At 36.7% G+C, this 25,585-nt stretch carries 27 protein-coding genes; 24 read left to right on the plus strand and 3 right to left on the minus strand.

All coding sequences use genetic code 11. The features are described 5' to 3' along the window. Genes uvrC through whiA form a run of 6 tightly spaced genes read left to right on the plus strand, consistent with a single transcriptional unit; the run spans window position 1 to window position 6,499 of the window. Window positions 1-1,821 (plus strand): excinuclease ABC subunit UvrC, encoded by a 1,821-nt coding sequence (gene uvrC / locus WMO38_RS10625; protein WP_349162634.1) that lies wholly within the window; start codon window positions 1-3, stop codon window positions 1,819-1,821. 52 nt (window positions 1,822-1,873) lie between these two features. Continuing rightward, complete coding sequence (hprK, locus tag WMO38_RS10630) at window positions 1,874-2,821, plus strand: HPr(Ser) kinase/phosphatase (RefSeq protein WP_186837361.1); 948 nt, start codon at window positions 1,874-1,876, stop codon at window positions 2,819-2,821. Then, a complete protein-coding gene (locus WMO38_RS10635; RefSeq protein ID WP_349162635.1) occupies window positions 2,811-3,710 on the plus strand; it encodes an ROK family protein in 900 nt (299 codons plus the stop codon). Before hprK ends, WMO38_RS10635 begins: the two co-directional genes overlap by 11 nt. A 21-nt stretch (window positions 3,711-3,731) precedes the next feature. After that, window positions 3,732-4,691, plus strand: a complete 960-nt coding sequence (murB, locus tag WMO38_RS10640) for a UDP-N-acetylmuramate dehydrogenase (protein ID WP_349162637.1) — start codon at window positions 3,732-3,734, stop codon at window positions 4,689-4,691. A 3-nt stretch (window positions 4,692-4,694) separates the two neighbouring features. After that, window positions 4,695-5,567 carry an RNase adapter RapZ gene (gene rapZ, locus WMO38_RS10645; protein ID WP_186837359.1) on the plus strand — a complete coding sequence of 291 codons (873 nt, stop codon included), beginning with the start codon at window positions 4,695-4,697 and terminating at the stop codon, window positions 5,565-5,567. 8 nt (window positions 5,568-5,575) lie between these two features. Next, window positions 5,576-6,499, plus strand: a complete 924-nt coding sequence (gene whiA, locus WMO38_RS10650) for a DNA-binding protein WhiA (RefSeq protein ID WP_349162638.1) — start codon at window positions 5,576-5,578, stop codon at window positions 6,497-6,499. Window positions 6,500-6,526: 27 nt separating this feature from the next. On the opposite strand, the gene WMO38_RS10655 is transcribed toward whiA, so the two are convergent. Next, window positions 6,527-7,282 carry an SDR family NAD(P)-dependent oxidoreductase gene (locus WMO38_RS10655; RefSeq protein ID WP_349162639.1) on the minus strand — a complete coding sequence of 252 codons (756 nt, stop codon included), beginning with the start codon at window positions 7,280-7,282 and terminating at the stop codon, window positions 6,527-6,529. A gap of 53 nt (window positions 7,283-7,335) precedes the next feature. On the opposite strand from WMO38_RS10655, the gene WMO38_RS10660 reads away from it, so the two are divergent. The 9 genes from WMO38_RS10660 to WMO38_RS10700 all read left to right on the plus strand — a co-directional run bounded on the left by WMO38_RS10660 (window position 7,336) and on the right by WMO38_RS10700 (window position 15,726). Next, window positions 7,336-7,896, plus strand: a complete 561-nt coding sequence (locus WMO38_RS10660; protein ID WP_021865548.1) for a YcxB family protein — start codon at window positions 7,336-7,338, stop codon at window positions 7,894-7,896. Further along, window positions 7,889-8,449 carry a GNAT family N-acetyltransferase gene (locus WMO38_RS10665; RefSeq protein ID WP_349162640.1) on the plus strand — a complete coding sequence of 187 codons (561 nt, stop codon included), beginning with the start codon at window positions 7,889-7,891 and terminating at the stop codon, window positions 8,447-8,449. The genes WMO38_RS10660 and WMO38_RS10665 overlap by 8 nt, the downstream gene beginning before the upstream one ends. A 97-nt stretch (window positions 8,450-8,546) precedes the next feature. Then, window positions 8,547-9,935, plus strand: coding sequence for a citrate/2-methylcitrate synthase (locus WMO38_RS10670; protein ID WP_021865546.1), 1,389 nt, complete (start codon window positions 8,547-8,549; stop codon window positions 9,933-9,935). 27 nt (window positions 9,936-9,962) lie between these two features. Then, entirely contained in the window at window positions 9,963-11,255 is a 1,293-nt protein-coding gene (gene aroA / locus WMO38_RS10675; RefSeq protein ID WP_349162642.1) for a 3-phosphoshikimate 1-carboxyvinyltransferase, read from the plus strand. A 180-nt stretch (window positions 11,256-11,435) separates the two neighbouring features. Next, on the plus strand, window positions 11,436-12,578 hold the full coding sequence (locus WMO38_RS10680; RefSeq protein ID WP_349162644.1) for a CobW family GTP-binding protein: 1,143 nt from the start codon (window positions 11,436-11,438) through the stop codon (window positions 12,576-12,578). Between the two features lie 23 nt (window positions 12,579-12,601). Next, window positions 12,602-13,549 carry a TIGR03943 family putative permease subunit gene (locus tag WMO38_RS10685; protein ID WP_349162645.1) on the plus strand — a complete coding sequence of 316 codons (948 nt, stop codon included), beginning with the start codon at window positions 12,602-12,604 and terminating at the stop codon, window positions 13,547-13,549. 23 nt (window positions 13,550-13,572) lie between these two features. Beyond that, entirely contained in the window at window positions 13,573-14,535 is a 963-nt protein-coding gene (nudC, locus tag WMO38_RS10690) for an NAD(+) diphosphatase (protein WP_349162646.1), read from the plus strand. A gap of 58 nt (window positions 14,536-14,593) precedes the next feature. Continuing rightward, window positions 14,594-15,202 (plus strand): nucleoside recognition domain-containing protein, encoded by a 609-nt coding sequence (locus WMO38_RS10695; RefSeq protein WP_349162647.1) that lies wholly within the window; start codon window positions 14,594-14,596, stop codon window positions 15,200-15,202. Then, complete coding sequence (locus tag WMO38_RS10700; RefSeq protein WP_021865540.1) at window positions 15,199-15,726, plus strand: spore maturation protein; 528 nt, start codon at window positions 15,199-15,201, stop codon at window positions 15,724-15,726. The genes WMO38_RS10695 and WMO38_RS10700 overlap by 4 nt, the downstream gene beginning before the upstream one ends. Window positions 15,727-15,730: 4 nt before the next feature. Here the strand turns inward: WMO38_RS10700 and WMO38_RS10705 are convergent, their stop codons facing one another. Next, window positions 15,731-16,753 carry a glycoside hydrolase family 25 protein gene (locus WMO38_RS10705; protein WP_349162648.1) on the minus strand — a complete coding sequence of 341 codons (1,023 nt, stop codon included), beginning with the start codon at window positions 16,751-16,753 and terminating at the stop codon, window positions 15,731-15,733. 107 nt (window positions 16,754-16,860) lie between these two features. Between WMO38_RS10705 and WMO38_RS10710 the strand changes: the two genes are divergently transcribed. Beyond that, complete coding sequence (locus WMO38_RS10710; protein WP_186837350.1) at window positions 16,861-17,661, plus strand: MIP/aquaporin family protein; 801 nt, start codon at window positions 16,861-16,863, stop codon at window positions 17,659-17,661. A 16-nt stretch (window positions 17,662-17,677) separates the two neighbouring features. Here the strand turns inward: WMO38_RS10710 and WMO38_RS10715 are convergent, their stop codons facing one another. Continuing rightward, entirely contained in the window at window positions 17,678-17,905 is a 228-nt protein-coding gene (locus tag WMO38_RS10715; protein ID WP_021865537.1) for a YaaL family protein, read from the minus strand. Between the two features lie 184 nt (window positions 17,906-18,089). Here WMO38_RS10715 and WMO38_RS10720 point away from each other — a divergent pair, with 184 nt between their 5' ends. The 8 genes from WMO38_RS10720 to WMO38_RS10755 all read left to right on the plus strand — a co-directional run bounded on the left by WMO38_RS10720 (window position 18,090) and on the right by WMO38_RS10755 (window position 25,533). Further along, complete coding sequence (locus tag WMO38_RS10720; protein ID WP_349162649.1) at window positions 18,090-18,446, plus strand: HEAT repeat domain-containing protein; 357 nt, start codon at window positions 18,090-18,092, stop codon at window positions 18,444-18,446. A gap of 334 nt (window positions 18,447-18,780) precedes the next feature. Further along, entirely contained in the window at window positions 18,781-19,254 is a 474-nt protein-coding gene (locus tag WMO38_RS10725; protein WP_349162651.1) for an A24 family peptidase, read from the plus strand. A 3-nt stretch (window positions 19,255-19,257) separates the two neighbouring features. After that, window positions 19,258-20,262, plus strand: a complete 1,005-nt coding sequence (locus WMO38_RS10730) for a P-loop NTPase family protein (RefSeq protein WP_021865534.1) — start codon at window positions 19,258-19,260, stop codon at window positions 20,260-20,262. A gap of 65 nt (window positions 20,263-20,327) precedes the next feature. Then, window positions 20,328-21,512 carry a TadA family conjugal transfer-associated ATPase gene (locus WMO38_RS10735; protein ID WP_349162652.1) on the plus strand — a complete coding sequence of 395 codons (1,185 nt, stop codon included), beginning with the start codon at window positions 20,328-20,330 and terminating at the stop codon, window positions 21,510-21,512. Beyond that, window positions 21,472-22,194 carry a type II secretion system F family protein gene (locus WMO38_RS10740; protein ID WP_349162653.1) on the plus strand — a complete coding sequence of 241 codons (723 nt, stop codon included), beginning with the start codon at window positions 21,472-21,474 and terminating at the stop codon, window positions 22,192-22,194. The genes WMO38_RS10735 and WMO38_RS10740 overlap by 41 nt, the downstream gene beginning before the upstream one ends. After that, complete coding sequence (locus WMO38_RS10745) at window positions 22,184-23,398, plus strand: type II secretion system F family protein (protein ID WP_349162654.1); 1,215 nt, start codon at window positions 22,184-22,186, stop codon at window positions 23,396-23,398. The genes WMO38_RS10740 and WMO38_RS10745 overlap by 11 nt, the downstream gene beginning before the upstream one ends. A 30-nt stretch (window positions 23,399-23,428) precedes the next feature. After that, window positions 23,429-23,605 carry a Flp1 family type IVb pilin gene (locus tag WMO38_RS10750; protein ID WP_021865530.1) on the plus strand — a complete coding sequence of 59 codons (177 nt, stop codon included), beginning with the start codon at window positions 23,429-23,431 and terminating at the stop codon, window positions 23,603-23,605. Beyond that, complete coding sequence (locus tag WMO38_RS10755) at window positions 23,602-25,533, plus strand: DUF5702 domain-containing protein (RefSeq protein ID WP_349162655.1); 1,932 nt, start codon at window positions 23,602-23,604, stop codon at window positions 25,531-25,533. The genes WMO38_RS10750 and WMO38_RS10755 overlap by 4 nt, the downstream gene beginning before the upstream one ends. Window positions 25,534-25,585 lie beyond the last annotated feature (52 nt).

The raw sequence follows: 25,585 nt of genomic DNA on the forward strand, positions 1-25,585 counted from the left end.
ATGTTTAATCTTGAAGAGGAACTTAAAAAACTTCCTGATAAGCCGGGAGTTTATATAATGCATGATAAAATTGGAACGATTATATATGTGGGAAAAGCGGTTAATCTTAAAAACCGCGTAAGGCAGTATTTTCGTGCAAGTACAAAACATACGGCAAAAATAAAAAGAATGGTGTCGAATGTTGATTATTTTGAATATATAATAACAGATTCAGAACTTGAGGCATTGGTGCTGGAGTGCAATCTGATAAAGGAGCACAGCCCAAAGTATAACACTATGTTAAAGGATGATAAGACGTATCCTTTTATAAAAGTGTCCGTACATGAAGCGTATCCCAGAGTTATATTTTCAAGAAAAATGAAACACGGAACAGGAAGGTATTTTGGACCATACACGTCCGCAGGAGCAGTAAAAGATACAATAGAGCTGCTATGTAAGCTTTATAAAATAAGAACATGCAACAGGGTTCTTCCACGCGATATTGGAAAAGAGCGTCCGTGTCTTAATTACCATATAGGGCAGTGTTCGGCACCATGTCAGGGATATATTTCGCAGGAAGATTATAAGAAATCAATAGATGAAGTTATTGATTTTCTTGGTGGCAACTATAAAAAAATTATAGACGGGCTCACATCGCAGATGATGGAAGCGTCTGAAAAGATGGAATATGAAGAAGCGGCAAAGTACAGGGATTTGATTGCAAGCGTAAAACAGGTTGCACAGAAACAGAAAATTACAGCTGATGACAGTGCTGACAGGGATGTTATAGCATGTGCTTCAGATGGGACGGATGCAGTTGTACAGGTGTTTTTCATAAGGGAAGGAAAACTGCTTGGCCGCGATCATTTCCATATGTCGGTTGCAGAAGGAGACGGAAAGAGTGAGATAATTTCACAGTTTATGAAGCAGTATTATGGAGGAACGCCTTATATTCCTAATGTTATAATGATACAGGAAGAGATAGACGATTCTGACATAATCGCAGATTGGCTTTCTAAGATTAAAAAGAGAAAAGTTTCTGTTGTGACACCGAAAAAAGGTGACAAAGAAAAACTTGTTGAACTTGCATACAAGAATGCACGCATGGTACTGATTCAGGACGGTGAGAAAATCAAGCGGGAACAGCAAAGAACGACAGGTGCTATGGAAGAAATTGCCGGATGGCTTAATATTCCAAATATCAGGAGAGCCGAAGCATATGATATTTCCAATACAAATGGTATTGAATCAGTAGGTTCAATGGTTGTATTTGAGGATGGAAAGCCAAAGAAAAATGACTATAGAAAATTTAAGATAAAGACTGTAAAAGGACCTGACGATTACAAGAGCATGAGAGAAGTGCTTACAAGGCGGTTTAAACGTGCGATAGAAGGTTCGTCTGGATTTGATATATATCCAGACCTTATTATGATGGATGGCGGCCGTGGTCAGGTAAATATTGCACTTGAGGTACTTGACCAGCTTGGACTTAAAATTCCTGTATGTGGAATGGTTAAAGACGACCACCATAATACGAGAGGACTTTATTACAATAATGTTGAGATACCGATTGATACGCACAGTGAAGGATTTAAACTTATTACGAGAGTTCAGGACGAAGCACACAGATTTGCGATAGAATATCACAGGAGTCTCAGGAGCAAGGCACAGGTATCATCAGTGCTTGATGCAATAGAGGGTGTTGGACCTGTACGGCGTAAAGCACTCATGAAGCATTTCCAGGATATAGAAAAAATCCGTAATGCCAGTGTTGAAGAACTTTGCAGAGCGGATGGAATAACAGAAACAGTCGCAGTAAATATCTACAAATATTTTCATTAGCATATAAATGTGATATAATTATAAAAGAACTTCGGAAAACATGGAGGATTTTATGAACGGAACAGAAAGAGTTAAGCTTTCAAAAGTTATAGAAAAAATGCAGCTTACAAATCTTACACCGGATGTTGATACATCAGGGATATGGCTTCATATTCCGGAAGTAAACAGACCTGCATTACAGCTTACTGGATTTTATAACCAGTTCGATAATGATAGAATACAGATTATTGGAAATGTAGAATATTCTTATCTTTCAAGTCTTTCGGAGACAGACAGATACGAAAGATATATGCAGCTTCTGTCAAGCAATATTCCATGCCTTGTTTTTTGCAGGGATTTAGAGCCGGAAGCAAAAGTTATCGAACTTGCAACAAAATATAAAATACCGATATTGAAGTCAAAAGCTGCCACATCGGCATTTATGGCAGAAGTTATCAGATGGCTTAATGTACAGCTTGCACCATGCATAGTAATACATGGTGTACTTGTTGACGTTTATGGTACAGGTGTACTTATAACAGGTGAGAGTGGTATCGGTAAAAGCGAGGCAGCACTTGAGCTTATAAAGCGTGGACATCGTCTTGTAACTGATGACGCTGTTGAGATAAGAAAGGTAAGTGATGAGACCCTTATAGGAACGGCACCCGGCGTTACTAAGTATTTTATTGAGTTAAGAGGTATCGGAATAATCGATGTCAAGACACTTTTTGGTGTTGAGAGCATCAAAGAGACACAGCAGATAGATATGGTAATGAAGCTTGAAGACTGGAATAAAGACAGGGAATATGACAGACTTGGTCTTGAAGAGGAATATACAGAATATCTTGGAAATAAGGTAGTCTGCCATTCACTTCCAATCCGTCCTGGACGTAATCTTGCAGTTATTGTTGAAGCAGCAGCCGTAAATCACAGACAGAAGAAGATGGGTTACAATGCAGCTAAGGAATTGTACAGAAGAGTTCAGGAGAATCTCATGAGGGGAGACGACGATGATGAATAAAGTGGTATTTGGCATAGATGTTGGAGGAACAACAATTAAATGTGGTTTTTTTTCAGATGACGGAGAACTTATTGAAAAAGAAGAGCTGCCGACAAGAAAAGAAAATTCCGGTGAAAACATTTTACCGGATATTGCAGAATATATAAAAATGACACTTGCAGTGCATAAAAAGAAATTCACGGATATAGCCGGAATAGGGATAGGCGTTCCCGGAGCAGTGAGAGACGACGGAACAGTTAATAAATGTGTCAATCTCGGATGGGATGTAGTAAATGTGCCAAAGAAACTGTCAGAGCTTCTGATATTTCCAAAAGAAAAGATAAAAGCCGGTAATGATGCCAATGTTGCAGCACTTGGAGAATATTGGAAGGGCAGTGGTAAAGAATATTCAAGCATAATGATGGTCACAATAGGAACGGGCGTTGGAGGTGGTCTTATAATAGACGGAAAACCGATTAACGGATTTAATGGTGCTGCGGCAGAAATAGGACATATGCCATTAGTTGACGGACTTGATTTTGCATGCAACTGCGGAAAGACGGGGTGTCTTGAACAGGTTGCCTCAGCAACCGGAATTGCAAGGCTTGCAGGTACAAAAAATGCAAAAGAAGTATTTGACCGTGCAAAAGCCGGTGATAAAGATATGGAAGAAGTAATAGAAAAAGTATGCAGCTACATTGGTAAAGGACTGGCATGTGCTGCGGCAATTGCTGACCCTGAATGTTTTGTAATAGGCGGTGGAGTATCTGCAGCCGGTGATTATTTTATTGATAAAATAAAAAAATATTATAAAAAGCAGGCATTTCATCCGAGCATTGATACAGCTATAGTAAAAGCAAGTCTTCTTAATGATGCAGGAATATATGGAGCTGCAAAGCTTGCATTATAATAGTTGGAGAATGGAGTCAAAGTGAATAGTGATAATGACATTTTATATTCAAATTTAATAAAAATTCTCGGGGAGGACAATGTAAAAAAGTCTGAGCCGATGAAAAACCATACAACATTCAGAATTGGCGGAGATGCGGATTTGTTTGCTACGCCTGTAAATGCAGAGCAGATTCATGACACTGTAATATATCTGAAAAAAGCAGGAGTTCCATATTATGTGGTTGGAAATGGAAGCAATCTGCTTGTAAGCGATGCTGGTTACAGAGGTGTCATAATACAGCTTTACAGCAGATTTGCCGGATATGAGATTTTACATGACAATTGTGAAAGTGCAGTTGATAAAGCTGATGTTATATACATCCGTGTCCAGTCAGGAATGAGCATTATAAAGCTTGCATCGATTGTGGCAGGATACAGCCTTTCGGGAATGGAATTTGCAAGCGGAATTCCGGGAAGTATTGGTGGCGGTATAATGATGAATGCCGGTGCATATGGTGGAGAAATGAAAGATATTGTTGTTTGTGCATCAATTATGGATGAAGATGGCAATATAAGAAAGCTTGATAATAAGGAACTTGAATTTGGTTACAGAACAAGTGTCCTGCGTCCGGGAAAGGACATAGTCATAGATGTGGTTATAGCACTCCATCCGGGAAACCAGACAGAAATCCGTGGCCGTATGGCAGAGATTGCCGCAAGCAGAAAAGAAAAACAGCCGCTTGAATATCCAAGTGCCGGAAGCACATTCAAAAGACCGGAAGGATATTTTGCAGGAAAGCTGATATCTGACGCAGGACTTAAAGGATTTACATGCGGCGGAGCATGTGTGTCAGAAAAACATGCCGGTTTTGTTGTAAACAAGGGCAATGCCACAGCTGCAGATGTTATAAAGCTTACAGATGAAGTATCAGAAAAAATATATGAACTCAATGGTGTAAAACTTGAATTAGAAGTGAAAAAGCTTGGTTTTGAGGAATAAGAAATGAAGATAGTAATAGTTACAGGAATGTCCGGTGCAGGTAAATCAACAGCACTTAATGTATTTGAAGACGAAGGATATTATTGCGTGGATAATATGCCTATTGAACTTATACCTAAGTTTATTGAACTTGCAAGAGGACAGAAAAAAGAATATTGCAATGTTGCACTTGGCGTTGATATAAGAAGCGGAGATGCTTTAAACGAGCTTGATGATATGTTAAAGGAGCTTTCGCAGAGACATTACAATTATAAAATATTATATCTTGATTCAAGTGACGAAGTTCTGGTTAAACGATACAAAGAGACAAGGCGTACACATCCGTTAGCCAAAGATGACAGGGTTGACCATGCTATTGAAGAAGAAAGAAAACAGATGAGTTTCTTAAAAGAGCATGCAGACTATATTCTAGATACAAGCCATATGCTTACAAGAGAATTAAAACAGGAACTTGAAAAAATATTTGTAGAGAACGGACATTATAATAATCTGTTTGTCACAGTTCTTTCATTTGGATTTAAATATGGAATTCCGGCAGATGCTGACCTTGTATTTGATGTGAGATTTCTGCCAAATCCTTATTATATAGAAGAATTAAAAAAACTTACAGGTAATGATAAACCTATTCAGGATTACGTTATGGGCTTTGATGCAGCACATATTTTTCTTGATAAAATTATGGATTTATTTGATTTTCTTCTGCCGGAATATGTGCAGGAAGGAAAAAACAGCCTTGTTATAGCAATAGGATGTACAGGCGGCAAGCATCGTTCAGTGACACTTGCCAATGCGATAGCGGACAGGCTTAAAAAGACAGAGTACGGCTGTAAAGTTGAACATCGTGATATAGATAAAGACGCAAAGAGAAAATTGTAAGGAGAATTATGTCATTTTCATCAGAAGTAAAAGAAGAATTAAAGACGAAAACAGATACAGCAAAACATTGTCAGATTGCTGAATTTGCAGCCATGATGGCGTTTGGCGGACATATACATACCGACACAAATAAAAAATATACAATAGTTTTTGTAACTGAAAATGAAACGGTTGCTGCAGTATTTACAGAACTAGCCGCAAAGATTTTCGGAATTACGGAAAATGAAATTATAAAAGACGGCTTGCAGCTTATAATAAGAGACGAAAAGTATGTAAAACATATACTTATGACTTTAAAATGGCTGACTGATGATAATCTTAATGATGCAAGGAGAGTATTTGCAGACCCTCTGATTGTTCAGAAAGATTGCTGCAAGAGAGCATTTATAAAGGGAGCATTTCTCACAGCAGGCTCGATAAGCGATCCAAATAAATTTTATCATTTTGAAGTTGTATGTGACAGCAACGACGATGCATTACAGCTTCAGTCAATGATGACATTTTTTAATCTTGATGCAAAAATTACAGCAAGAAAGAAAAATTATATTGTATACATAAAGGAGGGCAGTCATATAACGGATTGTCTTAATGTGTGTGGTGCTTATGTATCGCAGATGAATCTTTATAATGTAATGATACTCAAAGGCATGAGAAATGATGTAAACAGAAAAGTAAACTGTGAGACAGCCAATCTTAATAAAACGATTGAAGCGGCTGTAAAACAGATAAGAGATATAGAATATATAAGAGATACAGTCGGACTTGATTATTTGAAACCGACGCTTCGCGATGTAGCCAGACTGCGTCTTGATAATCCAGATATGAATTTAAAAGATATAGGTGAGCTTTTAGATCCGCCCGTAGGAAAATCAGGTGTAAACCACCGCCTCAGGAAAATAAGCGAAACCGCCCAGAGCCTGAGGGGTGAATAAGTTATTAAAATTATACATATAAGAAATTTACAGTTTTTTACGCTGTTGATGCTTTGTGATTGCAAGAGCGGCTTTCCGTGGTGATAATTTTGCACTAAGGATTGCTGCTTTCATTTTAAATGTTGGAATGATAATAAGAGTTTTCTTAAACATTTTAATTAATGCATAAGCTGCACAATATTCGGCACTGATACCTTTAAGGGCAAAAATAACATTTGCTGTCTCATTAAAATTGGTGTCAACAGGTCCGGGACATAATGCACTTATGTGAACATTACTCTTCATATCTTTCAGTTCTTCATAAATCGCACTTGTAAAACTTGTAACATATGCTTTTGTTGCATAGTAAGTTGCCATATAAGGACCGCCAGGGAGAAGTCCGGCACTTGAGGCAACATTTAAAATATATCCGCAGTCACGTTTTATAAATCCCGGAAGCAGTTCTTTGGTGAGAATGTGAGTGGCTTTCACATTGACATCAATCATATCAAGTTCTTTGGAAAGACTTGTCTCGCAGAAAGCACCTACATCTCCGAATCCGGCATTGTTAATAAGAATCCGGATATTATATTTTTTGAGTTTGTCAGCAAGTGTACGGCATGAATCTTCACTTGCAAGGTCACATGTGATAATCATGCACTTAGTCGGGAGTGAATCGGCAAGCTCCTTTAAAGCCTTGCGGTTTCTGGCTACAAGAATAAGATTGTAACCCATAAAAGAAAGTTGTTTTGCAAATTCCATGCCGATTCCGGAACTTGCACCTGTAATACATGCTATAGCCATAGAAGCCTCCAATCTGTTATAATAATTATAATTTTAATGAAAAGAGTAATAAAATGCAAATAGAAAATAAAACAGAATTTAAAAAGGATATGATAAAAAATATAATGCGTGCAGATGGTTTTGATAATCAGACGTACAAGACAAAAAAGCTGGTTTTAAATATGTCAGGGCTTGTGTGCGGAATGGTGAGCGTCAGCATATTTGCAAGGACAATGTATAGTATTGATGATTCTTATAAAAGCATTGCATTTGTTTTTGCGGCGATATGTGCCGTTCTGCTCTATGCAGGCATGTATGGAATTGATAAAAACAGTTTGAAATTATTTACTGCACAGTATTCAAAGAATGTAGGCATTGTGTATGAGTATGTGATAACATCTGATGAAATCGATGTCAAGGTAAATGATGATAACTATATTATACCATGGGACAGCGTTGAAAAATGGTGTGAGGATACAGAGAGTTTTTATTTGTTTTTAAAAGGTGGCAGCAATGAAAAACAGGCGGTTCCCGTATGTTTTGTAATTGGTAAAAAAGATTTTGAGGGAGCAAAAGATTTTAGAGAGCTGTGTACTGCAGTTATGGCGGTAAGGATAGGTGATAATAATGATTAAAATATTAGGTATAGACGATTTTTCAGAAATTTATAATAAAAGACTTGTCAATGATTTCCCGGAGAGCGAAGTAAAGTCATTAAAGAAGATAATTGATATGTATAAGAAAGATATGTATTTTGTATACGGATATTACAATGAAAATGGTGAGCTTGCAGGATATGCTTTCTTTATTAATGATAGAACAAAAGATACCGTTCTTCTTGATTATTTTGCAATAGTTCCTGAAAAAAGAAGCAGCGGAATCGGTTCTGAATTTCTTGGGAAAATCAAAGAAAAAATTGCAGACAGCGGCAACAGGCTTATTCTTGAGGTTGAAAATCCTGAGTATGCAGAGGAGGGACCGGCTAAGGATTATATGATAAAAAGGATAGGATTTTACAAGAAAAACGATATGAATTTAAGCGGAGTAAGCTGTAACTTTTATGATAATGAATATAGAATTCTTTATGCCGGGGAATTTATGGATGATGAAGAGGTTTATAACCGTACCCATTCAGTATATCTTGATTTTATGGGAGAAGAGCTAGACAGCCGGTGTGTATTTCACTAAAATAAAGCGTATGTTTGACAAAGTCCTATAAATATAGCATAATAGCGTCAGTTTGTAAGATTTATTACAGGAAATAGCGTTTTGGAGGTAGGAAGAAATGAACAATCAACAGATGATGGAACTGACAACCGTTGAGAAGAGTGCATTTGAGGAGCTAGTAAAGCAGTGTACCCGTTCAGGCTCTATTGACCCGTCACTCTATGTTGACTATGATGTAAAACGTGGTCTTCGTGACAGTAATGGTAATGGTGTACTCACAGGACTTACGGAAATTTCCGATGTTGTTGGTACACGCAGTGATAATGGTCGAAAGGTCCCTGTTGACGGTGAATTATATTTCCAGGGATTCAATGTTGCTGAGATTATTGCCGGATTTGGTGACAGAAAGTATGGTTTTGAGGAAACAACATACCTTTTGTTATTCGGTAAGCTTCCAACAGAGGAGCAGAGAAAGAATTTTATTCATATTCTTACCGACCTTGAAGAGCTTTCAGGAGCATTCCTTCGAGATGTAATTATGAAGGCGACAAGTACAAACCTAATGAATTCTCTTATGAAGAGTATCTTAAGCCTCTATTCGTATGATGAAAATCCTGATGATGTATGCGTTCCTAACGTGTTGAGACAGTCATTGCAGCTCATCGCAAAAATGCCGCTTATCTCTGTATATGCTTATCAGGCATACAGACATTATAAGCTTGATGGAACACTTATGATTAAGAATCCGAGAAAAGATTATTCAATTGCAGAAAATATTCTTTATATGTTAAGAGATGATGGACAGTTTACAGAACTTGAAGCTAAAGTTCTTGATATCTGCCTTGTCCTTCATGCAGAGCATGGTGGTGGTAATAACTCAACATTTACAACACATGTAGTAACATCTTCAGGTACTGATACATATTCAGCAATAGCTGCTTCAATTGCGTCACTTAAAGGCCCTAAGCATGGTGGTGCCAACTTAAAGGTACAGCGTATGTTTGCAGATATTATGGAACATTGCAGCGACTGGGAAAATAAAGATGAGATATGTGAATATCTCCTTAAAATACTTGATAAGCAGGCATTTGACCATGCTGGTCTTATATATGGCATGGGACACGCTGTATACACACTTTCTGATCCTAGAGCTGTAATTCTTAAAAAATTTGCAAAAAGCCTTTCGGAAGAAAAAGGCATGCAGAAAGAATTTGCTTTGTATGAACTTGTTGAGAGAGAGGCAGGAAATCTCATCATGCAGAAGCGTCAGATGTTTAAGCCTGTCTGTGCAAATGTGGATTTTTACAGCGGTTTTGTATATTCAATGCTTGGAATACCTGAAGAGCTGTTTACACCTATATTTGCTATTTCAAGAGTTTCAGGATGGTGCTCACATCGTCTTGAGGAACTTGTAAATGCAGGAAAAATCATACGTCCGGCATATAAGTATGTTGGTCATCACAGACCATATTACGATATTAATAACAGAGATTGTGAGCAAAAGTAAGGCGAAAGGCATGGTGCGTTGGTAGAAATGTCACAATATAAAGTAAAAAAACCGGCACATAATATTAATTGTGAAGTTGAAGTACCGGGTTCAAAAAGTATTACAAACAGAGCGTTGCTTATGGCAGCTCTCTCAGACGGAGAATGTTGCCTGAATGGTGTTTTGTTCAGTGATGATTCAAGATATTTTTTGTCAAGTCTCATATCGCTTGGATACATAATCGAAGCGAGTGAGATTGAAAAATATGCAATAATTCACGGTCACGGTGGAGACATTCCGAATAAGTCAGCCACAATTAATGTAGGAAGTGCGGGAACAGCAGCAAGATTTCTCACAGCTATGCTTGCACTTTCGGACGGTAAATATTTTATCGACGCATCGCAGCAGATGAAAAAACGTCCGATGAAGCCTTTATTTGATGCACTTGAATCAATGGGAGCACAGTTTGAATTTACAGAAAAAGAAGGCCATCTTCCTGTAAATGTAACAGGAGCAGCTTTTGGAGGCAGGAAGCCGACAAAAGAGGTTTCTATTGATATAAGTGAGAGCACACAGTTTTTAAGTGCATTGATGATGGTTGCACCAATGCTTGATGATGGTCTTACTATTCATATTACAAGCAAAAAAACAGATGGCTCATATATAAGAATTACTAAAAAAATGATGGCACAGTTTGGATGTGCAGTTTCATTTGACGGTAAAACATATGTTATAGAGGCAGGTTCTAAGTATCAGCCGGAGACATATCAGATTGAGCCGGATGTGTCGGCAGCATGTTATTTTTATGCGGCAGCGGCAATTACCGGTGGAAGTGTTCTTGTAAGAAGTGTACATTCTACATCTATGCAGGGTGACATGAGATTTTTAAATGTACTTGAGAAAATGGGCTGTGATGTTAAAGAGGAACAGCGTGGAATCCGCGTAACAGCACCAGCTGACGGAACTCTTCATGGCATTGAGATTGATATGAATGATTTTTCAGACCAGTCTATGACACTTGCTGCTATAGCACCATTTGCAAAAGAGCCTGTATATATAAAAAATATAGGACATATAAGACTTCAGGAATCAGACAGAATCCATGCGATAGTTACTGAACTGGCACGGCTGGGTGTAAGAGTGGAAGAAGAACAGGACGCGGTAAAGATTTATCCGTCTGATGTTAAACCGGCGGTTGTGCAGACTTATGATGATCACAGAATGGCTATGTCATTTGCTCTAATAGGATTAAAAGTTGACGGAATAGTTATAGATAATTACGAATGTTGTAAAAAAACATTTGAAAATTATTTCAAAGTTTTGGAAAGCATAGAAGAATAGGCGGACATGCAAAATCAGGTTTGACGTCCGTGTAAATTATATAAAATGCGGGGCGGTACTAAAGTTATGCTGCTCCGCATTTTGAGGTTGACAAGTTTGATATAATAACATCAGAGGCGAAAATTAAAGAATAAATGTCGTTAAAACGGCTTAAATTATTAGAATGGAGGATTGTTTAACATGACAAAAGTAGATATTATATCAGGATTTCTTGGTGCAGGAAAAACAACTCTTATCAGCAAACTCTTAAAAGAGGCATTGCCGGATGAGCAGGTTGTTCTTATTGAGAATGAATTCGGTGAAATAGGTATTGATGGCGGTTTCTTAAAGGATTCAGGCGTTGAAATCAGAGAGATGAACTCAGGCTGTATCTGTTGTTCACTTGTAGGTGATTTTGGAACATCATTAAAGGAAGTTGTAGACAAATATCATCCTGACAGAATCATTATTGAGCCATCAGGTGTAGGTAAGCTTTCAGATGTTATCAAGGCTGTAAAGGACCTTCATATTGAAAATGAAATCAGATTAAACAGTGCATCAACTGTTGCTGATGCATCAAAAGTAAAGATGTATATGAAGAATTTCGGTGAATTTTTCAACAACCAGATTGAACATGCCGGAACAATTATTTTGAGCAGAACACAGAATGTAAGTGAGGACAAGTTAAAGAAAGCTATCGAGATGATTCGTTCACTCAATGCAGATGCCCATATTATTACAACTCCATGGGATTCACTTGATGGAAAGCAGATTCTTGCTGCTATGGAAAATGTTACAAATCTTGAGCTTGAAATGCTTGCAGAACAGGCAGAAAAGACACATGAGGAGCATGAACATGAGCATCACCATCATGACGGCGAGTGTTGCTGCGGACATCATCATGATGACGATGAAGAGCATGAGCACCATCATCACGACCATGACGGCGAGTGCTGCCATCATGACCATGACCACGAGCATGAAAATCATCATCACGACCATGACGGCGAGTGCTGCCATCATGACCATGACCATGAACATCATCATCATGAAGGACATCACCATGCAGATGATGTATTTACAAGCTGGGGAGAAGAGACGCCTAACAAATATGATAAAGAAGCACTTGATGCTATTCTTAAAAAACTTGCCAATACAAATGAATATGGCAGTATTTTGAGAGCAAAGGGCATGCTTCCTGCAAATGACGGAACATGGATGTACTTTGACCTTGTACCTGAAGAATATGAAATAAGAGAAGGCAATCCTGATTATACAGGACGAATTTGTGTAATAGGTGCCGAACTCAAAGAAGATGCACTCAAAGAGTTATTTAATTTATGATGAAAGTGGGGTAAATGTACGGAATGGCAGATGAAGAATACCAGATTCCTATATTTTTAATAAACGGACAGCTTGAGAGCGGCAAGACAAGATTCATCACTGAAACAATAGAGATGGGTCAGTTTGATGAAGCAAAGAAAAAGCTTCTCATTGTCTGCGAAGAGGGCGAAGAAGAGTATGACCAGAAAATGCTTGATGAAAACGGCATTGATATGGTAGTGCTTGAAAAAGAGGAGTTTACAACAGAAAAACTTAACGAACTTGATAAAAAGTATGATCCATGGCTTGTTATTGTTGAATATAACGGCATGTGGGAACCTACGATGATTTTCGAGACAGAAAAGCCAAAGGGCTGGCAGATATATCAGTCTATTACGCTTTTTAATGCAGCACAGTTCGGTGTGCAGTGGGCTAACATGAAGATGATTCTTGCAGAGACAGTAAAATATGCTGACATGGTAATATTTAACAGATGCAAGACAAGCATGGAGCTTGGAAGCTACAGAAGAAGCATGAAAGCGTTAAATTCTGCAATACAGATTGTATTTGAGGATGAAAAAGGCGATATGATGTCAATTGCAGAACAGCTTCCATATGACATTAATGCTGATGTTATCGAGATTGAGGATGATGATTACGGTATCTGGTATATGGATGTTTCCGAGAGACCTGAAGCATACAGGAATAAGACAGTCCGTTTCAAGGGACAGGTTCTTAAAAATAAATATTTCAAGGACAAGAATTTTGTTCCGGGAAGAAAAGTAATGACATGCTGTGAGGCTGATATGCAGTTTATAGGATATATAAGTTTCTATGATAATATCTCTTCACTTGAAAATAAGCAGTGGGTTACAGTTACTGCAACAGTCAAGTATGAATTCCAGATGGCATACAAGAAAAAAGGTCCTGTTCTTTATGTAAGTAAAGTTGAACCTGCACAGCCGCCGGTAAACGAACTGGTAACATTCTAGTTAATTATTACGGAGAATACACAATGATACAGGATATTGCCCCAAGACATCTGGATAACCAGTATAGAAATATTACACCGGATGCTAAAGATACAATTTTCTTTTTTGAAGGAAATACAGTTTTGGCATCACAAAACGGTGACAGCATAACTTATCCGGAATATGGCGATTTTATTGAAAAAGTTAAAAAAGCATCGGGAACAGATGTTAATGAGACATATGATTTTATATATTTATTCTGCCTGACTGACAAAAAAATAGGTGGAGAGCCGTCACAAAACGATAATGAGAAGAAGTTTTTTCTTGCACTTCCAAAACGAAAAGTGCAGAAGGGTGCTTTTCTTGGAGAAATGGCAGATTCGGGAATACATGCCGAGTATGAAAATATAATTGAAGGTTATGATTTTACAGGTGTAAATGTATTCCGCAATGCGAAGCCAAAAGAACTTGCATTTGCGGCAATTACGGCATACCACCTGTATGGCTGGTATCGTGATAACAGGTATTGCGGAAGATGCGGCAGATTGATGTTTCATGGTGAAAATGAACGTATGATGCATTGCATGGATTGTAAAAATACAGTTTATCCTAAGATATGCCCGGCAGTTATAGTGGCTGTCACAGATGGCGACAGGATACTTCTTACCAAATATGCCGGAAGAACTTACCGCAATTATGCTCTTATAGCCGGATTTACCGAGATTGGAGAGACGGTTGAGGAAACTGTTATACGTGAAGTATATGAGGAAGTAGGCGTTCATGTAAAAAATCTCCGTTATTATAAGAGTCAGCCGTGGGCGTTGTCGGGCTCACTTCTTTATGGATATTTCTGTGAGCTTGACGGAGATGACAGCATACATCTTCAGGAAGATGAGTTGTCGGTCGGAAAATGGTTTCATGCCGATGAACTTGATATAGAGGAAGACGATGTCAGTCTGACAAGAGAAATGATATGTAAGTTTGTTAATGAACACAAAACAAAATAGTAATATTTTTAAAAAGTTAAGCATAGGTTTATTGTAATGATAATATTACGGTGAGCCTATGCTTAATTATTTATGGGGATTTATGATTATCATCGGGGTCATTTATGGTGCGTTTACCGGAAATGTCCAGGCGGTTGCGGATGGTGCAATTGAATGTGCAAAAGATGCAATAACTTTGTGTATAACAATGCTTGGAGTTATGTCTTTGTGGACGGGACTTATGGAAATAGCCGAAAAATCAGGACTCATAATGACTTGTACGAAAAAAATCAGACCTGTAATGCATTGGATGTTTCCGGATGTCCCATGTGAACATGAGTCAATGAAGCATATGACAACAAATGTAATAGCCAACATTCTCGGGCTTGGCTGGGCGGCTACACCTGCAGGACTTCGTGCAATGGAAAGTCTGGCAGAACTTAATGGTGGTTCAAAAAAAGCATCAGATACAATGTGTGCATTTCTTGTAATAAATGTATCTTCACTTCAGCTTATACCTGTTAATATTATCGCATACAGAAGCATGTATGGGAGCTCTAATCCAACATCAATAGTTGCACCGGCAATTCTTGCAACGACAGTAAGTACGCTTGTGGCAGTTATATTTTGCAGAATAATGTATCTTTCAGGCAGGAAACTTTCTGGCGGAAAAGGAGATTCTGTATGAATGTGGTTGTTACAGTTTCAGGATATATAATTCCTGCGGTTATGCTTTTTATTGTAATTCACGGAATGATAAAGAAAGTAAATGTTTATGATGAATTTGTGACAGGTGCAAAAGATGGCATGAAGACAGTTGTATCAATAGCACCTACACTTGTCGGGCTCATGATGGCGGTTGGCGTACTTCGTGCATCGGGATTTTTAGATATGATATCCGGTTTCATAGGAAAATTCACAGGAAAAATAGGACTTCCATCTCCTGTAATTCCATTGCTTATAGTAAGAATGTTCAGTTCATCAGCAGCGACCGGGCTGACGCTTGACTTGTTTAAGGAATATGGCACCGATTCTCTTATAGGTCTTATCGCGTCAATTGCCTCCTCTGCGACAGAGACGATATTTTTTACGATATCCGTTTATTCAGTTGCAGCCAAAATAACAAAAACACGCTGGACACTTTCCGGTGCGTTGATATCAACTTTGGCAGGAATAGTGTCCAGCGTAATACTGGCTATGTTAATGATTTAGTTGTTTAGTTCCATGATTTAAAGCTTATATTTAAATCTACATTGCCTGAGATTCCGTCAACAGAACCTGTGTTAGTATACTGCCACATTGAAAATTCATATGGCATATATGGTACATCTGCATAGAATGCATACCATTTTTCATAATCCTCAAGGCGGGACATATCAAGTTTGCCGGCAAAATATCTTGAATTGGCATATATCATAGGAGTGTATCCGGCTTCTTTTATTCGGTCACAGAAAGCAATAACAGTATCTGTCAATGCTTCATTAGTGAGGGTATTCTGGCGTGAAGAACCGGCATTTACTTCTTCGACATCAATTGCAACCGGACATGTAACATTATAAGGTTTTAACTTTGATATTACATAGTCGGCTTCTTCAACTGCTTCGTCTTTAGTAAGAGCCTGTGAGAAGAAATATGCACCAACTTTTATATCATTTGAGAGTGCATCACGCATATATGTGTCAAATGAAGAGTCGTCATTGATTGTTCCGCCTGAATATCCGCGGTAACCGCAGCGGATTATTGCATATTCTATGCCGCTTTGCTTAACTTTTGAAAAATCAATATTACCCTGATAACGTGAAATATCAATACCTTTATGCGATACAACGGCACCGTTTTCAGAATATGTAATTTCGCCATTGGAATTCTTTGAAAAATTAGCATTGTTAAGCTTGTTCATCTTGAGGTCAAAATTTATAGGTGAAAAATAATATTTGCCATCAACCGTGTAAATGAAATCTTCAGTATAAATTTCGCGTAGAACTGTATTAATGCCGGTTCCGTTTTCAAGGCGGCCTTTCATGTCATCGACAAAATCATTGGCACCTTTATCATATGCGTCAGATTTAATATCGCGTATCTGTGCAGGTGAATATAATCTTGAACCTCTGTTTGAGAAAATTGTGTACATACGGAATTTAAAGAAAACCGTAAGTCCGAGCACAAGTCCTAAGACAAGCAGAGCAGACAAAATACATATAGCAATTAAAAGGGGTTTCTTTTGTTTTTTAGTATCCATTAGTACCTCCCATATTAAATTATTGTATAATTACATTGATTATGCTATTCTATCTTGTAATCACGTACATTATATAATATCAGATTTATAAGGAAAGGAAAAGAAAAATGAGAAAATATTTTGCTGAGTTTATTGGTACATTTTTATTAACATTTCTTGCATGTGGCGTTGCGTCATTTACTGCAGGTTATCAGGGATTTCTCGGAGTAGTCGGAATTTCTTTGATATTTGGATTTATAGTTGCTGTTTTGTGTTACTCAATTGGTAATATTTCAGGATGCCATATTAATCCTGCGGTTTCGCTTGGCATGCTTATTTCAAAGAGAATGAGCATTGTGGATTTTATGGGATATGTAATAGCACAGCTGCTTGGCGGTGTTGCGGCAGGATTTGCAATGCTTGGAATTTCAAAAACATTTAGTGAGGACATTATTTCACAGTACAGCTCATACGGATACAATCTTTTGAGTTTTGGTACAAACGGATATGGCGATGCATCTGCATTTTTACAGGTAAATGTATGGGGAGCATTGATAATTGAATTCATACTTACATTTGTATTTGTAATTACAGTTATCGGAGTGACTTCAAAACCTGAATATAAGAGTGTTTCTGGTATCGTAATCGGACTTTCGCTTGCAGCGGTACATCTTTTTGGGATTCCTTTTACAGGAACAGGTGTTAATCCGGCAAGAAGTTTCGGACCGGCACTTGCAAGAGCGGTAAATGGAGATATTCAGGCACTTTCACAGGTATGGGTATTTATAGTTGCACCGCTTGCGGGAGCTGTTGTGGCAGCACTTGTATATAAACTTTTATCATATGAAAAACCTGTGGTTACAGTATCAGAAACAGAATCTGAAAATGGTGGACAATCGGTCAGCGGTTCTGTAGAAACAGAAGAATAATAAGCTGCTATAATGATTATGCAGTAGTATTATCTTCGTATTCACGGGCAAGCTGCAAAAGATATTTGTAACGTTTCTGCTCTGAATTTAACTGGTAAATATAGCAGTCAATAAGGTCGGGGTCTGTAGCGTTATCAAAATTGGAATATGCGGCATTGAGTGCATCTCTTGTCATGTCGATTTCGCTTTTGAGATATTTTTCATTATATGTTACAGGTGTGTTTTTCTTTTTAAAAAAGCCCATTAGAGATACCTCCTTTCATAAAATAATACATATGGAAATTAAAGCATGTTTTGTATAAAACTTCCTTTAATTCAAGTATATCCACAGATTAAAAAAATATACAAAAATATTTTACATTTAAAATATATTGGCGTATAATGCGAGTAAGATAAAAGGCATGTATTGAGAGAAAGAAGGAATATATATGTTATTTAGAAAGAAATCACCTGAAGAAAAAATGGAAAAGCTGGTTCACAGAAAAGACTGGAGCCGTCTTGCAGATTATGTTTATGGTGACGAGAACCAGAAAAAGGAACTTGCACAGGCTCTTGCACAGTCAGATGACGAAAGCAGCTTAGACCTTTTGCTCAGACTTGCGGACGTTGCAGTAGCAGCAAATGAGGATGATGTATTGAAAGAAGTATGTGAGACATTAAAGAAAGTTGGTAATGATCACGTTACAGCTGATTTACATGAAGTTCTTATGAAGCTTCCAAAGGAAAAGGAAGATTTAAGAGAAGAATTAAGCTCAACAATACAGCTTTTACATAAGAAATTATAAATGATTATAATATTTCGATATTTTATAATAACGACATAATAATATAAGTAATGCCTTTTTACTCCCTCTTAATGCAGGACATCCTGATAAAGAGGGAGTTATCTTATTTTACAAGAGAAAATTATAAAAAATATATTTATGGTATTGACAATGCGAAAGTAAAGTGATACTATACTTATACGGCAACAGAATATAAGTGCTGCCGGTAATTATACCCCATTTCTATGTATGTTTTTATTGTATATAAGAACATCTATTAAGACACATTCGTGTCATCCTGTTAGTTTAGCAGGAGAATTCCCACAGATATTTATAATTTTTTAAAGGGAGAAGTATGGACTATTTTGAGATTATCAGAATGATTCTGCTTGTTATTACTATGTCTGCGGCGGTTGTGGATGACTGCCGAAGATACAGAATTTCTAACAGAATTATTATATGCGGTTTTATAGCCGCAGCTGGAGTTTTTTTGACAGAACAGATTATGAAAGGAGGTGCAATGCAATATTTGACGGCGTGTATTGCTGGCTTAGGGGTAATGTCAGCAATATATATAGTTAAAGGAGCCGGTGCAGGAGATGTTAAACTTTCAGCAGTATGTGGGATGCTGCTTGGAATAAAAGGGGTATTAATTATGATAATAAGTTCGCTTATATGTGCGGCAGTAGTGGGAACTGCCGGGATAGCAATGGGAAGATGCAGTGCTATTCAGATTGGGAATATGAAGATGCACAGAATTCATTATAGCATATATATGGCGGCAGGGTGTGTAATTGCAGTTTTAACAAATATTTATATTGGAGGATGAAGGGTGAACAGGACGTGTGCAATATATGATAATAATGAAAATTATGCACGACGGCTTATGCATGCTATGAGCATGAAAGCTAACCAGCAGTTTAACATTGAACTGTTTACACAAAAAGATGCATTTGAAAAATATCTAAGAGATGGTTCGCCTACGGTTGCAATGGTGAGCGAGTCCGGATTTTATGATGGAATAAGTGATCTATATGATGGAAGTCTTGTTGTGCTTACGGAAGAACCTGAAAATGAGACAGATGCTAAGCGTTTTGGCAGCAATGCAACAGCGGTTTACAGGTACCAGCCAATGGACAGGATATATCGTGAACTTATGGAGCACAGTGATTTACAGCCAAAGAAGAGACTTGATACATTTGATGTTATCGGAATCTATTCACCGGTTAATGTTATGCCAAAGACTGAGTTTGCTTTAAATATTGCCAAAGTTCTAAGTGAAAAATATAAGGTTTTGTATATTAATTTTGAGGAGTTTTCTGGTCTTGATGAGATACTTGTAAGCACGGATGATATTACACTTTCCGATGCACTTTATTATTACAGGCAGCAAAGGGATAATGCGGCAGAAAAGATAATGGGAACAATACGGAGTGTGGACGGGATTGACTATATAGCACCTGTTATGTGTGCAGAAGATATTTCGTATGTTGAGTCGGAACAGCTGGTGTCATTTGTTGAATGTGTGGGAAAGAATAAGGGGTATGAAGTTATTATTCTTGATTTGTCATCAGCAGTAAAACAGCCGTGGAGACTTATGGAATGTTGCAGCACTATATATATGCCGGTAAGAAATGATTATCTTTCGGAACGTAAGATTCTTGAATTTGAGACATATTTTTACGGAATAGGAATGTCAAAAATGTTAGACAGAATAGAGAAAGTGCGCCTGCCTGAATGTGAAAGTGGTGTGGACAGGGAATTTTGGGAAAAAATCAAATCCGGAGGTATGTACCGGTTTGTAAAAAAAATACTTGAAAGGAGTGAAAAGATATAGAAAACGGGTGTAATGAGGAGAATTTTGCCGGGAGAATTAAAAGAAGGGTATATGACAGAATAGACATGTCGGGAGATATAACAGATGTTGCATTAAAGCAGGTAATAGGCGAATGTGTTCAGGAGGAAAGCGGACTTTATATGATTTCCATAAGGCAGAAGGAAGAACTTGAGGAGTCTGTTTTTAATGCGATAAGAAGACTTGATGTACTTCAGGAACTGTTAGAGGATGATACTATAACAGAGATAATGATTAATGGAAAAGATGATATCTTCCTTGAGAGGAACGGTCATATAACAAAGTGGGATAAGAGTTTTGAGAATGAGGAAAGACTTGAAGACATTGCACAAAAAATAGCGTCACTATCTAATAAGATAGTTAATATATCATCACCGATTGCAGATACAAGGCTTGAGGATGGCTCCAGAGTAAGCATTGTTCTGCCTCCGGTTGCATTGAATGGACCGGTAATTACAATAAGAAAGTTCTATAAAGATGCACTTACTATGGAAAAACTTATTGAAATAGGTTCGCTCACGCAGGAGGCGGCAGATTTTTTAAAGATGGCTGTAAAGTCAAAATATAACATTTTTATATCTGGAGGAACGGGAAGCGGTAAAACAACATTTTTGAATGCGCTTTCTGAATTTATTGATAATGATGAGAGAGTGATAACAATTGAAGATGCTGCTGAATTACAGATAAATCATGTAAAAAATCTTGTGAGGCTTGAGGCAAGAGATGCCAATATAGAAGGTAAAAATGAAGTGTCAATAAGGAATCTTATAAGAGCAAGTCTGAGAATGAGACCTGACAGAATTATAGTTGGAGAAGTAAGGGGGAAAGAAACTCTTGATATGGTTCAGGCAATGTCTACAGGACATGATGGAAGTCTATCTACAGGACATGGCAACAGCCCCAAAGATATGATGACACGTCTTGAGACGATGATACTTATGGGGATAGATATGCCTGTTGCGGCAATAAGGCAGCAGCTTACATCAGCTATTGATATAATAATTCATCTGGGCAGACTCAGGGATAAGACAAGGAGAGTTTTACAGATTGCGGAAGTTGTGGGAGTTTCTAGAGGAGAAGTTAAATTTAACAAGTTGTTTGAATTCGCTGAAAATGCAGAGAGTAACGGACGGGTTTTGGGAGAACTTAAAGCCACAGGTAATAAACTTGTCAATACGCAGAAAATGTATTTTGCCGGATATGGACAAGAAGATAATACTATGGCTGGCTAAGGGAATATTGATAATAGTTGCTGCATCATGGCTTTTTTACGGAAATATTTATTTTTCAATACTAATGAGTCCGTGGTTGTATCTGTATATAAGAGAAAATTCAAAAAATAACAAACGAAAAGAAAGACAACAGCTTGCATTACAGTTTAAGGATGCAATGACAGCAGTATCATTTGCATTAAATGCAGGTTATTCTGTTGAAAATTCGTTTAAAGAAGCGTTGGAAGAATTAAAAATGTTGTATGGAAGAAATGCAGTGATTGTAAAATCATTTTCAGAAATAGCTACGAGAATACATAACAATGAAAATATTGAAAATGTATTGAAAGATTTTGCGAGGAAGTCAGATGTCGAAGAAATACAATATTTTTCGGAAATTTTTGGATATGCAAAAAGAAGCGGCGGCGACATGATAACAATAATTAAGGATACAACATCGCTTATCAGGGAAAAAATTGAGCTTGACAGTGAAATAAAAACAATAATAAGCGGGAAAAAACAGGAGCAGAGGATTATGAGTATCATGCCATTTGCAATGGTCGGATATTTAAGATTTACATCTTACGATTTTATTGCAATGTTATATGGAAATATTGCCGGTCGTATTTTTATGAGTGTATGTCTTATTGTTGTTATTGTTGCAGATTATATTGCTAAGAGGATAGTAAATATTGAAATTTGATAAAAAAATAATAATTATAATTCTGGTTTCAATTGTTGCGGCATTATTTCTGGAGATATCAGATGGAGAGCGTGATATAGAAAAGTCGGACCTTAAAAAACCCGGGTACAGTGGGGCTGAAAAAAATCTGGATGTAAGCATATATGCAGGAAAAAACAGAATAGATACAACTATTACAATTGAGCCGGAAAAATACACAGCACAGGAGACAGAAGAACTTTTTTTTAATGTTTATGAGCATTTAAAAAAAGAGATATTAAATGACAATGCTTCGTTGGATGAAATAAAAACAGATTTGAATCTTATAGAAAAATTAGAAGATAATCCGGTAAGTATTGAGTGGTTTTCAAGTAATTATAATCTAATCGGTTATGACGGGAAAGTTTATAATGATGATTTGAAAAAGGACCAGAAGGAAGAAGTTACTCTTACAGCTAATTTTCAATACATGGAGTATTCTTCATCATATGAAATAAAAGTGATTGTTTGTGGCAGGGAACTGACACATGAGGAACAATTGAAAAAAGATATATTTTATGAAATTAAATGTGCACAGTCAGATTACAATAGCGATTATGTAGAACTTCCAAAAGAAGTTGATGGAGAGGAGGTTATATATAAAAAAAGAGAGTCTGGTAATTATGCAGCATCAGTCCTTTTTTGTGGAATATCGCTGGCAATATTTGCCCATTACCATGATAAAGAAAAGAAAAACAGTTGTGAAAAAGAGAAAATAAAACAGATGAGATGTGATTATCCGGAGATAGTAGCAAAACTTTCATTACTTGTTGGGGCAGGAATGACAGTCAGAATGGCATGGGAAAAAATAGTTGTTGATTACAGGGCAAGGCAAAAGTCAGGTTCAAAAAAACGTTATGCATATGAGTTTATGTCAGAAGGACTTAATATGCTTAAATCAGGCAAACCGCAGATTTATGTTTATGAAGAATTTGGTATGAAGTGTGGAATAAAAGAATATATGAAGTTTAGTTCGCTTATAGTTCAAAATATAAAAAAGGGAACGAAAGAACTTGCTCTGCTGCTTACATTAGAAGCAAAGGATGCATTTGAAGAACGCAAAAACATGGCTAAAAAATATGGTGAAGAGGCAGGTACAAAACTACTTTTACCAATGATTATTATGCTCATTGTTGTAATGGCAATTATTATGGTTCCGGCACTTATGTCTTTTTCAGGATATTAAAAAAATTTGTCGAGATAGGAGAATGGTATTATGAAGATATTAAAAAAGATAAAAAATTTCTGGGATGATGAGAGTGGAATGGGGGTAGTAGAGGTGGTGCTTATAATTATAGTCCTTGTGGGTCTTGTTATGTTGTTTAAGAAGCAGATAACCAGCCTCGTTAATATGCTGCTGTCTAAAATGAGCAGTCAGGCTAAGCAGATATGATAAAAGCTCAGATAACAGTATATGCATCGTTGACATTTGCAATTGTAATTTCATTTATCTGCACTATGATTAATTCGGTAAGAATGTCAGTTATATATTATGAGACAGATATGGCATCAAGAATGTCAGCAGAATCAGTATTTGGGGGTTATCACAATGAATGTCTGTCAGAATTTAATATATTTGTTATAAGCAACGAGCAATGTAATGATAATAAATTAGAATATTATGCGAGAAAGAATATTGAAAACATGTGTCAGAAAAACAGCGTAGTTTTTAATAAAGCATGCATAACTGATTTAAAGTATATGACAGACAATAATGGCAATGCAGTAAAAGAACAGATTTTAAATTATATGAAGTATGCATCTGCAGGTGAAATCATTAGTGCATTTTCTTCTGATGGTGAAACAGAAACAGAGCGTGGAGAGTGTATAAAAGATATTAATAAAAGCATACAGGAGTGCGATATAGATAATTCATTTATAGGAAAACAAAATATCATATCTGCATATATTTCTGAGATTAATTACAAGTACCAAAATATTTCAGTATGTATAACCGATTTAAAAGAAGATTTATTGCTGCTTGAGGAATATAAGGACGAAAAGTATCTTGAGGTATATAAATACAATTATGCAATTTTACGTAAAGAAACAGATGATGTACAGCAGATATCGGATAAGATAATTGAGCAGATTGATTCATATAATGATGAAAATCAGGATTTTCAGAAAAAAATAAATGCATGTCTGGAAAAGATAAAAAGTAAAAAAGATATTCTCGGAGAAGAAGTAAGTACAGTGATGGAGGAAGATTTAAAAAAATCCACATCAGATGAAGATACAGCAAACAGATTAAATACTATAAGACAGGATTTGTTAACAAATTTAAGAGACATTAATTTAATAAATGAGCTGGTTTTAAAACCTGAGGAAATAGATTTATATTCAAATACGTGGGAATATAAAGAAAAATTTGAACAGGTTTCGGAATATGCAGAGAATATAAAAATAATAAATTTTACTGCTGTTGAATCAGAAAATAGTCAGCAAAATAAACAACGGCTAAATGAAATAAAAAGCCTCGGAAAGAAATTTTCAAATGGAATATCCGGACTTGTACTTGATGGAATTACAGTTTCAGATGCTTCATTTAATTATGAAGGTCTGGCACAGGAATATATAAGCGGGAATGGAAGTAGAAAAATTAACACACAGACATTAATGTATGATTTATATATTATGGACACATTTGATACATTTCCGGGGAAAAACAGATATGGTGGATTAAAATATCCTGTTGAATATATTATTTGTGGACAAAACTCTGACAGAGATAATATTAACAGTATTATATTGAAACTTTCAGCTGTAAGAGAAGCGGTCAACATGGCATATCTTGTAACTAATGGTGAAAAGAGAAGTGAAGCTTTTGCACTTGCATCATCAATTGCCGGATTTACGGGAAATCTTTTAGTGGTAAAGGCTGTGCAATATATAATTATGGGAATATGGTCTTATGCGGAAAGTATTGTAGATGTCAGAAGACTTTTTGAAGGAGATGAGATAGCCGTTATTAAAAATGATAATGACTGGAAATTGTCGCTTAAAAACATGCTTGCCGGAAATTTAAAATATGACAAAGCTGATAGTGAAAAAAACAGCAGGGCAGAGCGTATTTTAAAAGGCCGGGCAGATTATAATGATTATCTCGAATTATTATTACATAGTGTAAGTGAAAATATTAAAAATTACAGAACAATGACAGCCATGGAACTTAGAATAATAGATATGGGCAAAACCGGTTTCAGAATGAAAGATTATATTTATGAAGCCCGGATACAGGTAAATGTATTACCGAAAGCGGACAGGAGAATAAATGCAAAAGAATATATACGTCAGGTAAAATACAGTTATATAAGCTGAATCTGTATGTAGAATATGCCCCCGTTTTTTATTATATAAGCCATTACATTTT

The organism is Lachnospira hominis (ex Hitch et al. 2025), from assembly GCF_040096395.1.
In the GTDB taxonomy this organism is placed as follows: Bacteria; Bacillota; Clostridia; order Lachnospirales; family Lachnospiraceae; genus Lachnospira; species Lachnospira hominis.

Coding starts and splice junctions, on each gene's coding strand:
- WMO38_RS10655 (WP_349162639.1), bottom strand. CDS start 7,282: ATGGCTATAGCATGTATTACAGGTGCAAGTTCCGGAATCGGCATGGAA.
- WMO38_RS10670 (WP_021865546.1), top strand. CDS start 8,547: ATGAACAATCAACAGATGATGGAACTGACAACCGTTGAGAAGAGTGCA.
- WMO38_RS10635 (WP_349162635.1), top strand. CDS start 2,811: ATGATGAATAAAGTGGTATTTGGCATAGATGTTGGAGGAACAACAATT.
- WMO38_RS10695 (WP_349162647.1), top strand. CDS start 14,594: ATGCTTAATTATTTATGGGGATTTATGATTATCATCGGGGTCATTTAT.
- rapZ (WP_186837359.1), top strand. CDS start 4,695: ATGAAGATAGTAATAGTTACAGGAATGTCCGGTGCAGGTAAATCAACA.
- WMO38_RS10720 (WP_349162649.1), top strand. CDS start 18,090: ATGTTATTTAGAAAGAAATCACCTGAAGAAAAAATGGAAAAGCTGGTT.
- uvrC (WP_349162634.1), top strand. CDS start 1: ATGTTTAATCTTGAAGAGGAACTTAAAAAACTTCCTGATAAGCCGGGA.
- WMO38_RS10735 (WP_349162652.1), top strand. CDS start 20,328: ATGTCGGGAGATATAACAGATGTTGCATTAAAGCAGGTAATAGGCGAA.
- nudC (WP_349162646.1), top strand. CDS start 13,573: ATGATACAGGATATTGCCCCAAGACATCTGGATAACCAGTATAGAAAT.
- WMO38_RS10705 (WP_349162648.1), bottom strand. CDS start 16,753: ATGGATACTAAAAAACAAAAGAAACCCCTTTTAATTGCTATATGTATT.
- WMO38_RS10715 (WP_021865537.1), bottom strand. CDS start 17,905: ATGGGCTTTTTTAAAAAGAAAAACACACCTGTAACATATAATGAAAAA.
- WMO38_RS10685 (WP_349162645.1), top strand. CDS start 12,602: ATGGCAGATGAAGAATACCAGATTCCTATATTTTTAATAAACGGACAG.
- WMO38_RS10750 (WP_021865530.1), top strand. CDS start 23,429: ATGAAGATATTAAAAAAGATAAAAAATTTCTGGGATGATGAGAGTGGA.
- WMO38_RS10725 (WP_349162651.1), top strand. CDS start 18,781: ATGGACTATTTTGAGATTATCAGAATGATTCTGCTTGTTATTACTATG.
- WMO38_RS10700 (WP_021865540.1), top strand. CDS start 15,199: ATGAATGTGGTTGTTACAGTTTCAGGATATATAATTCCTGCGGTTATG.
- whiA (WP_349162638.1), top strand. CDS start 5,576: ATGTCATTTTCATCAGAAGTAAAAGAAGAATTAAAGACGAAAACAGAT.
- aroA (WP_349162642.1), top strand. CDS start 9,963: ATGTCACAATATAAAGTAAAAAAACCGGCACATAATATTAATTGTGAA.
- WMO38_RS10665 (WP_349162640.1), top strand. CDS start 7,889: ATGATTAAAATATTAGGTATAGACGATTTTTCAGAAATTTATAATAAA.
- WMO38_RS10660 (WP_021865548.1), top strand. CDS start 7,336: ATGCAAATAGAAAATAAAACAGAATTTAAAAAGGATATGATAAAAAAT.
- WMO38_RS10680 (WP_349162644.1), top strand. CDS start 11,436: ATGACAAAAGTAGATATTATATCAGGATTTCTTGGTGCAGGAAAAACA.
- WMO38_RS10710 (WP_186837350.1), top strand. CDS start 16,861: ATGAGAAAATATTTTGCTGAGTTTATTGGTACATTTTTATTAACATTT.
- hprK (WP_186837361.1), top strand. CDS start 1,874: ATGAACGGAACAGAAAGAGTTAAGCTTTCAAAAGTTATAGAAAAAATG.
- WMO38_RS10755 (WP_349162655.1), top strand. CDS start 23,602: ATGATAAAAGCTCAGATAACAGTATATGCATCGTTGACATTTGCAATT.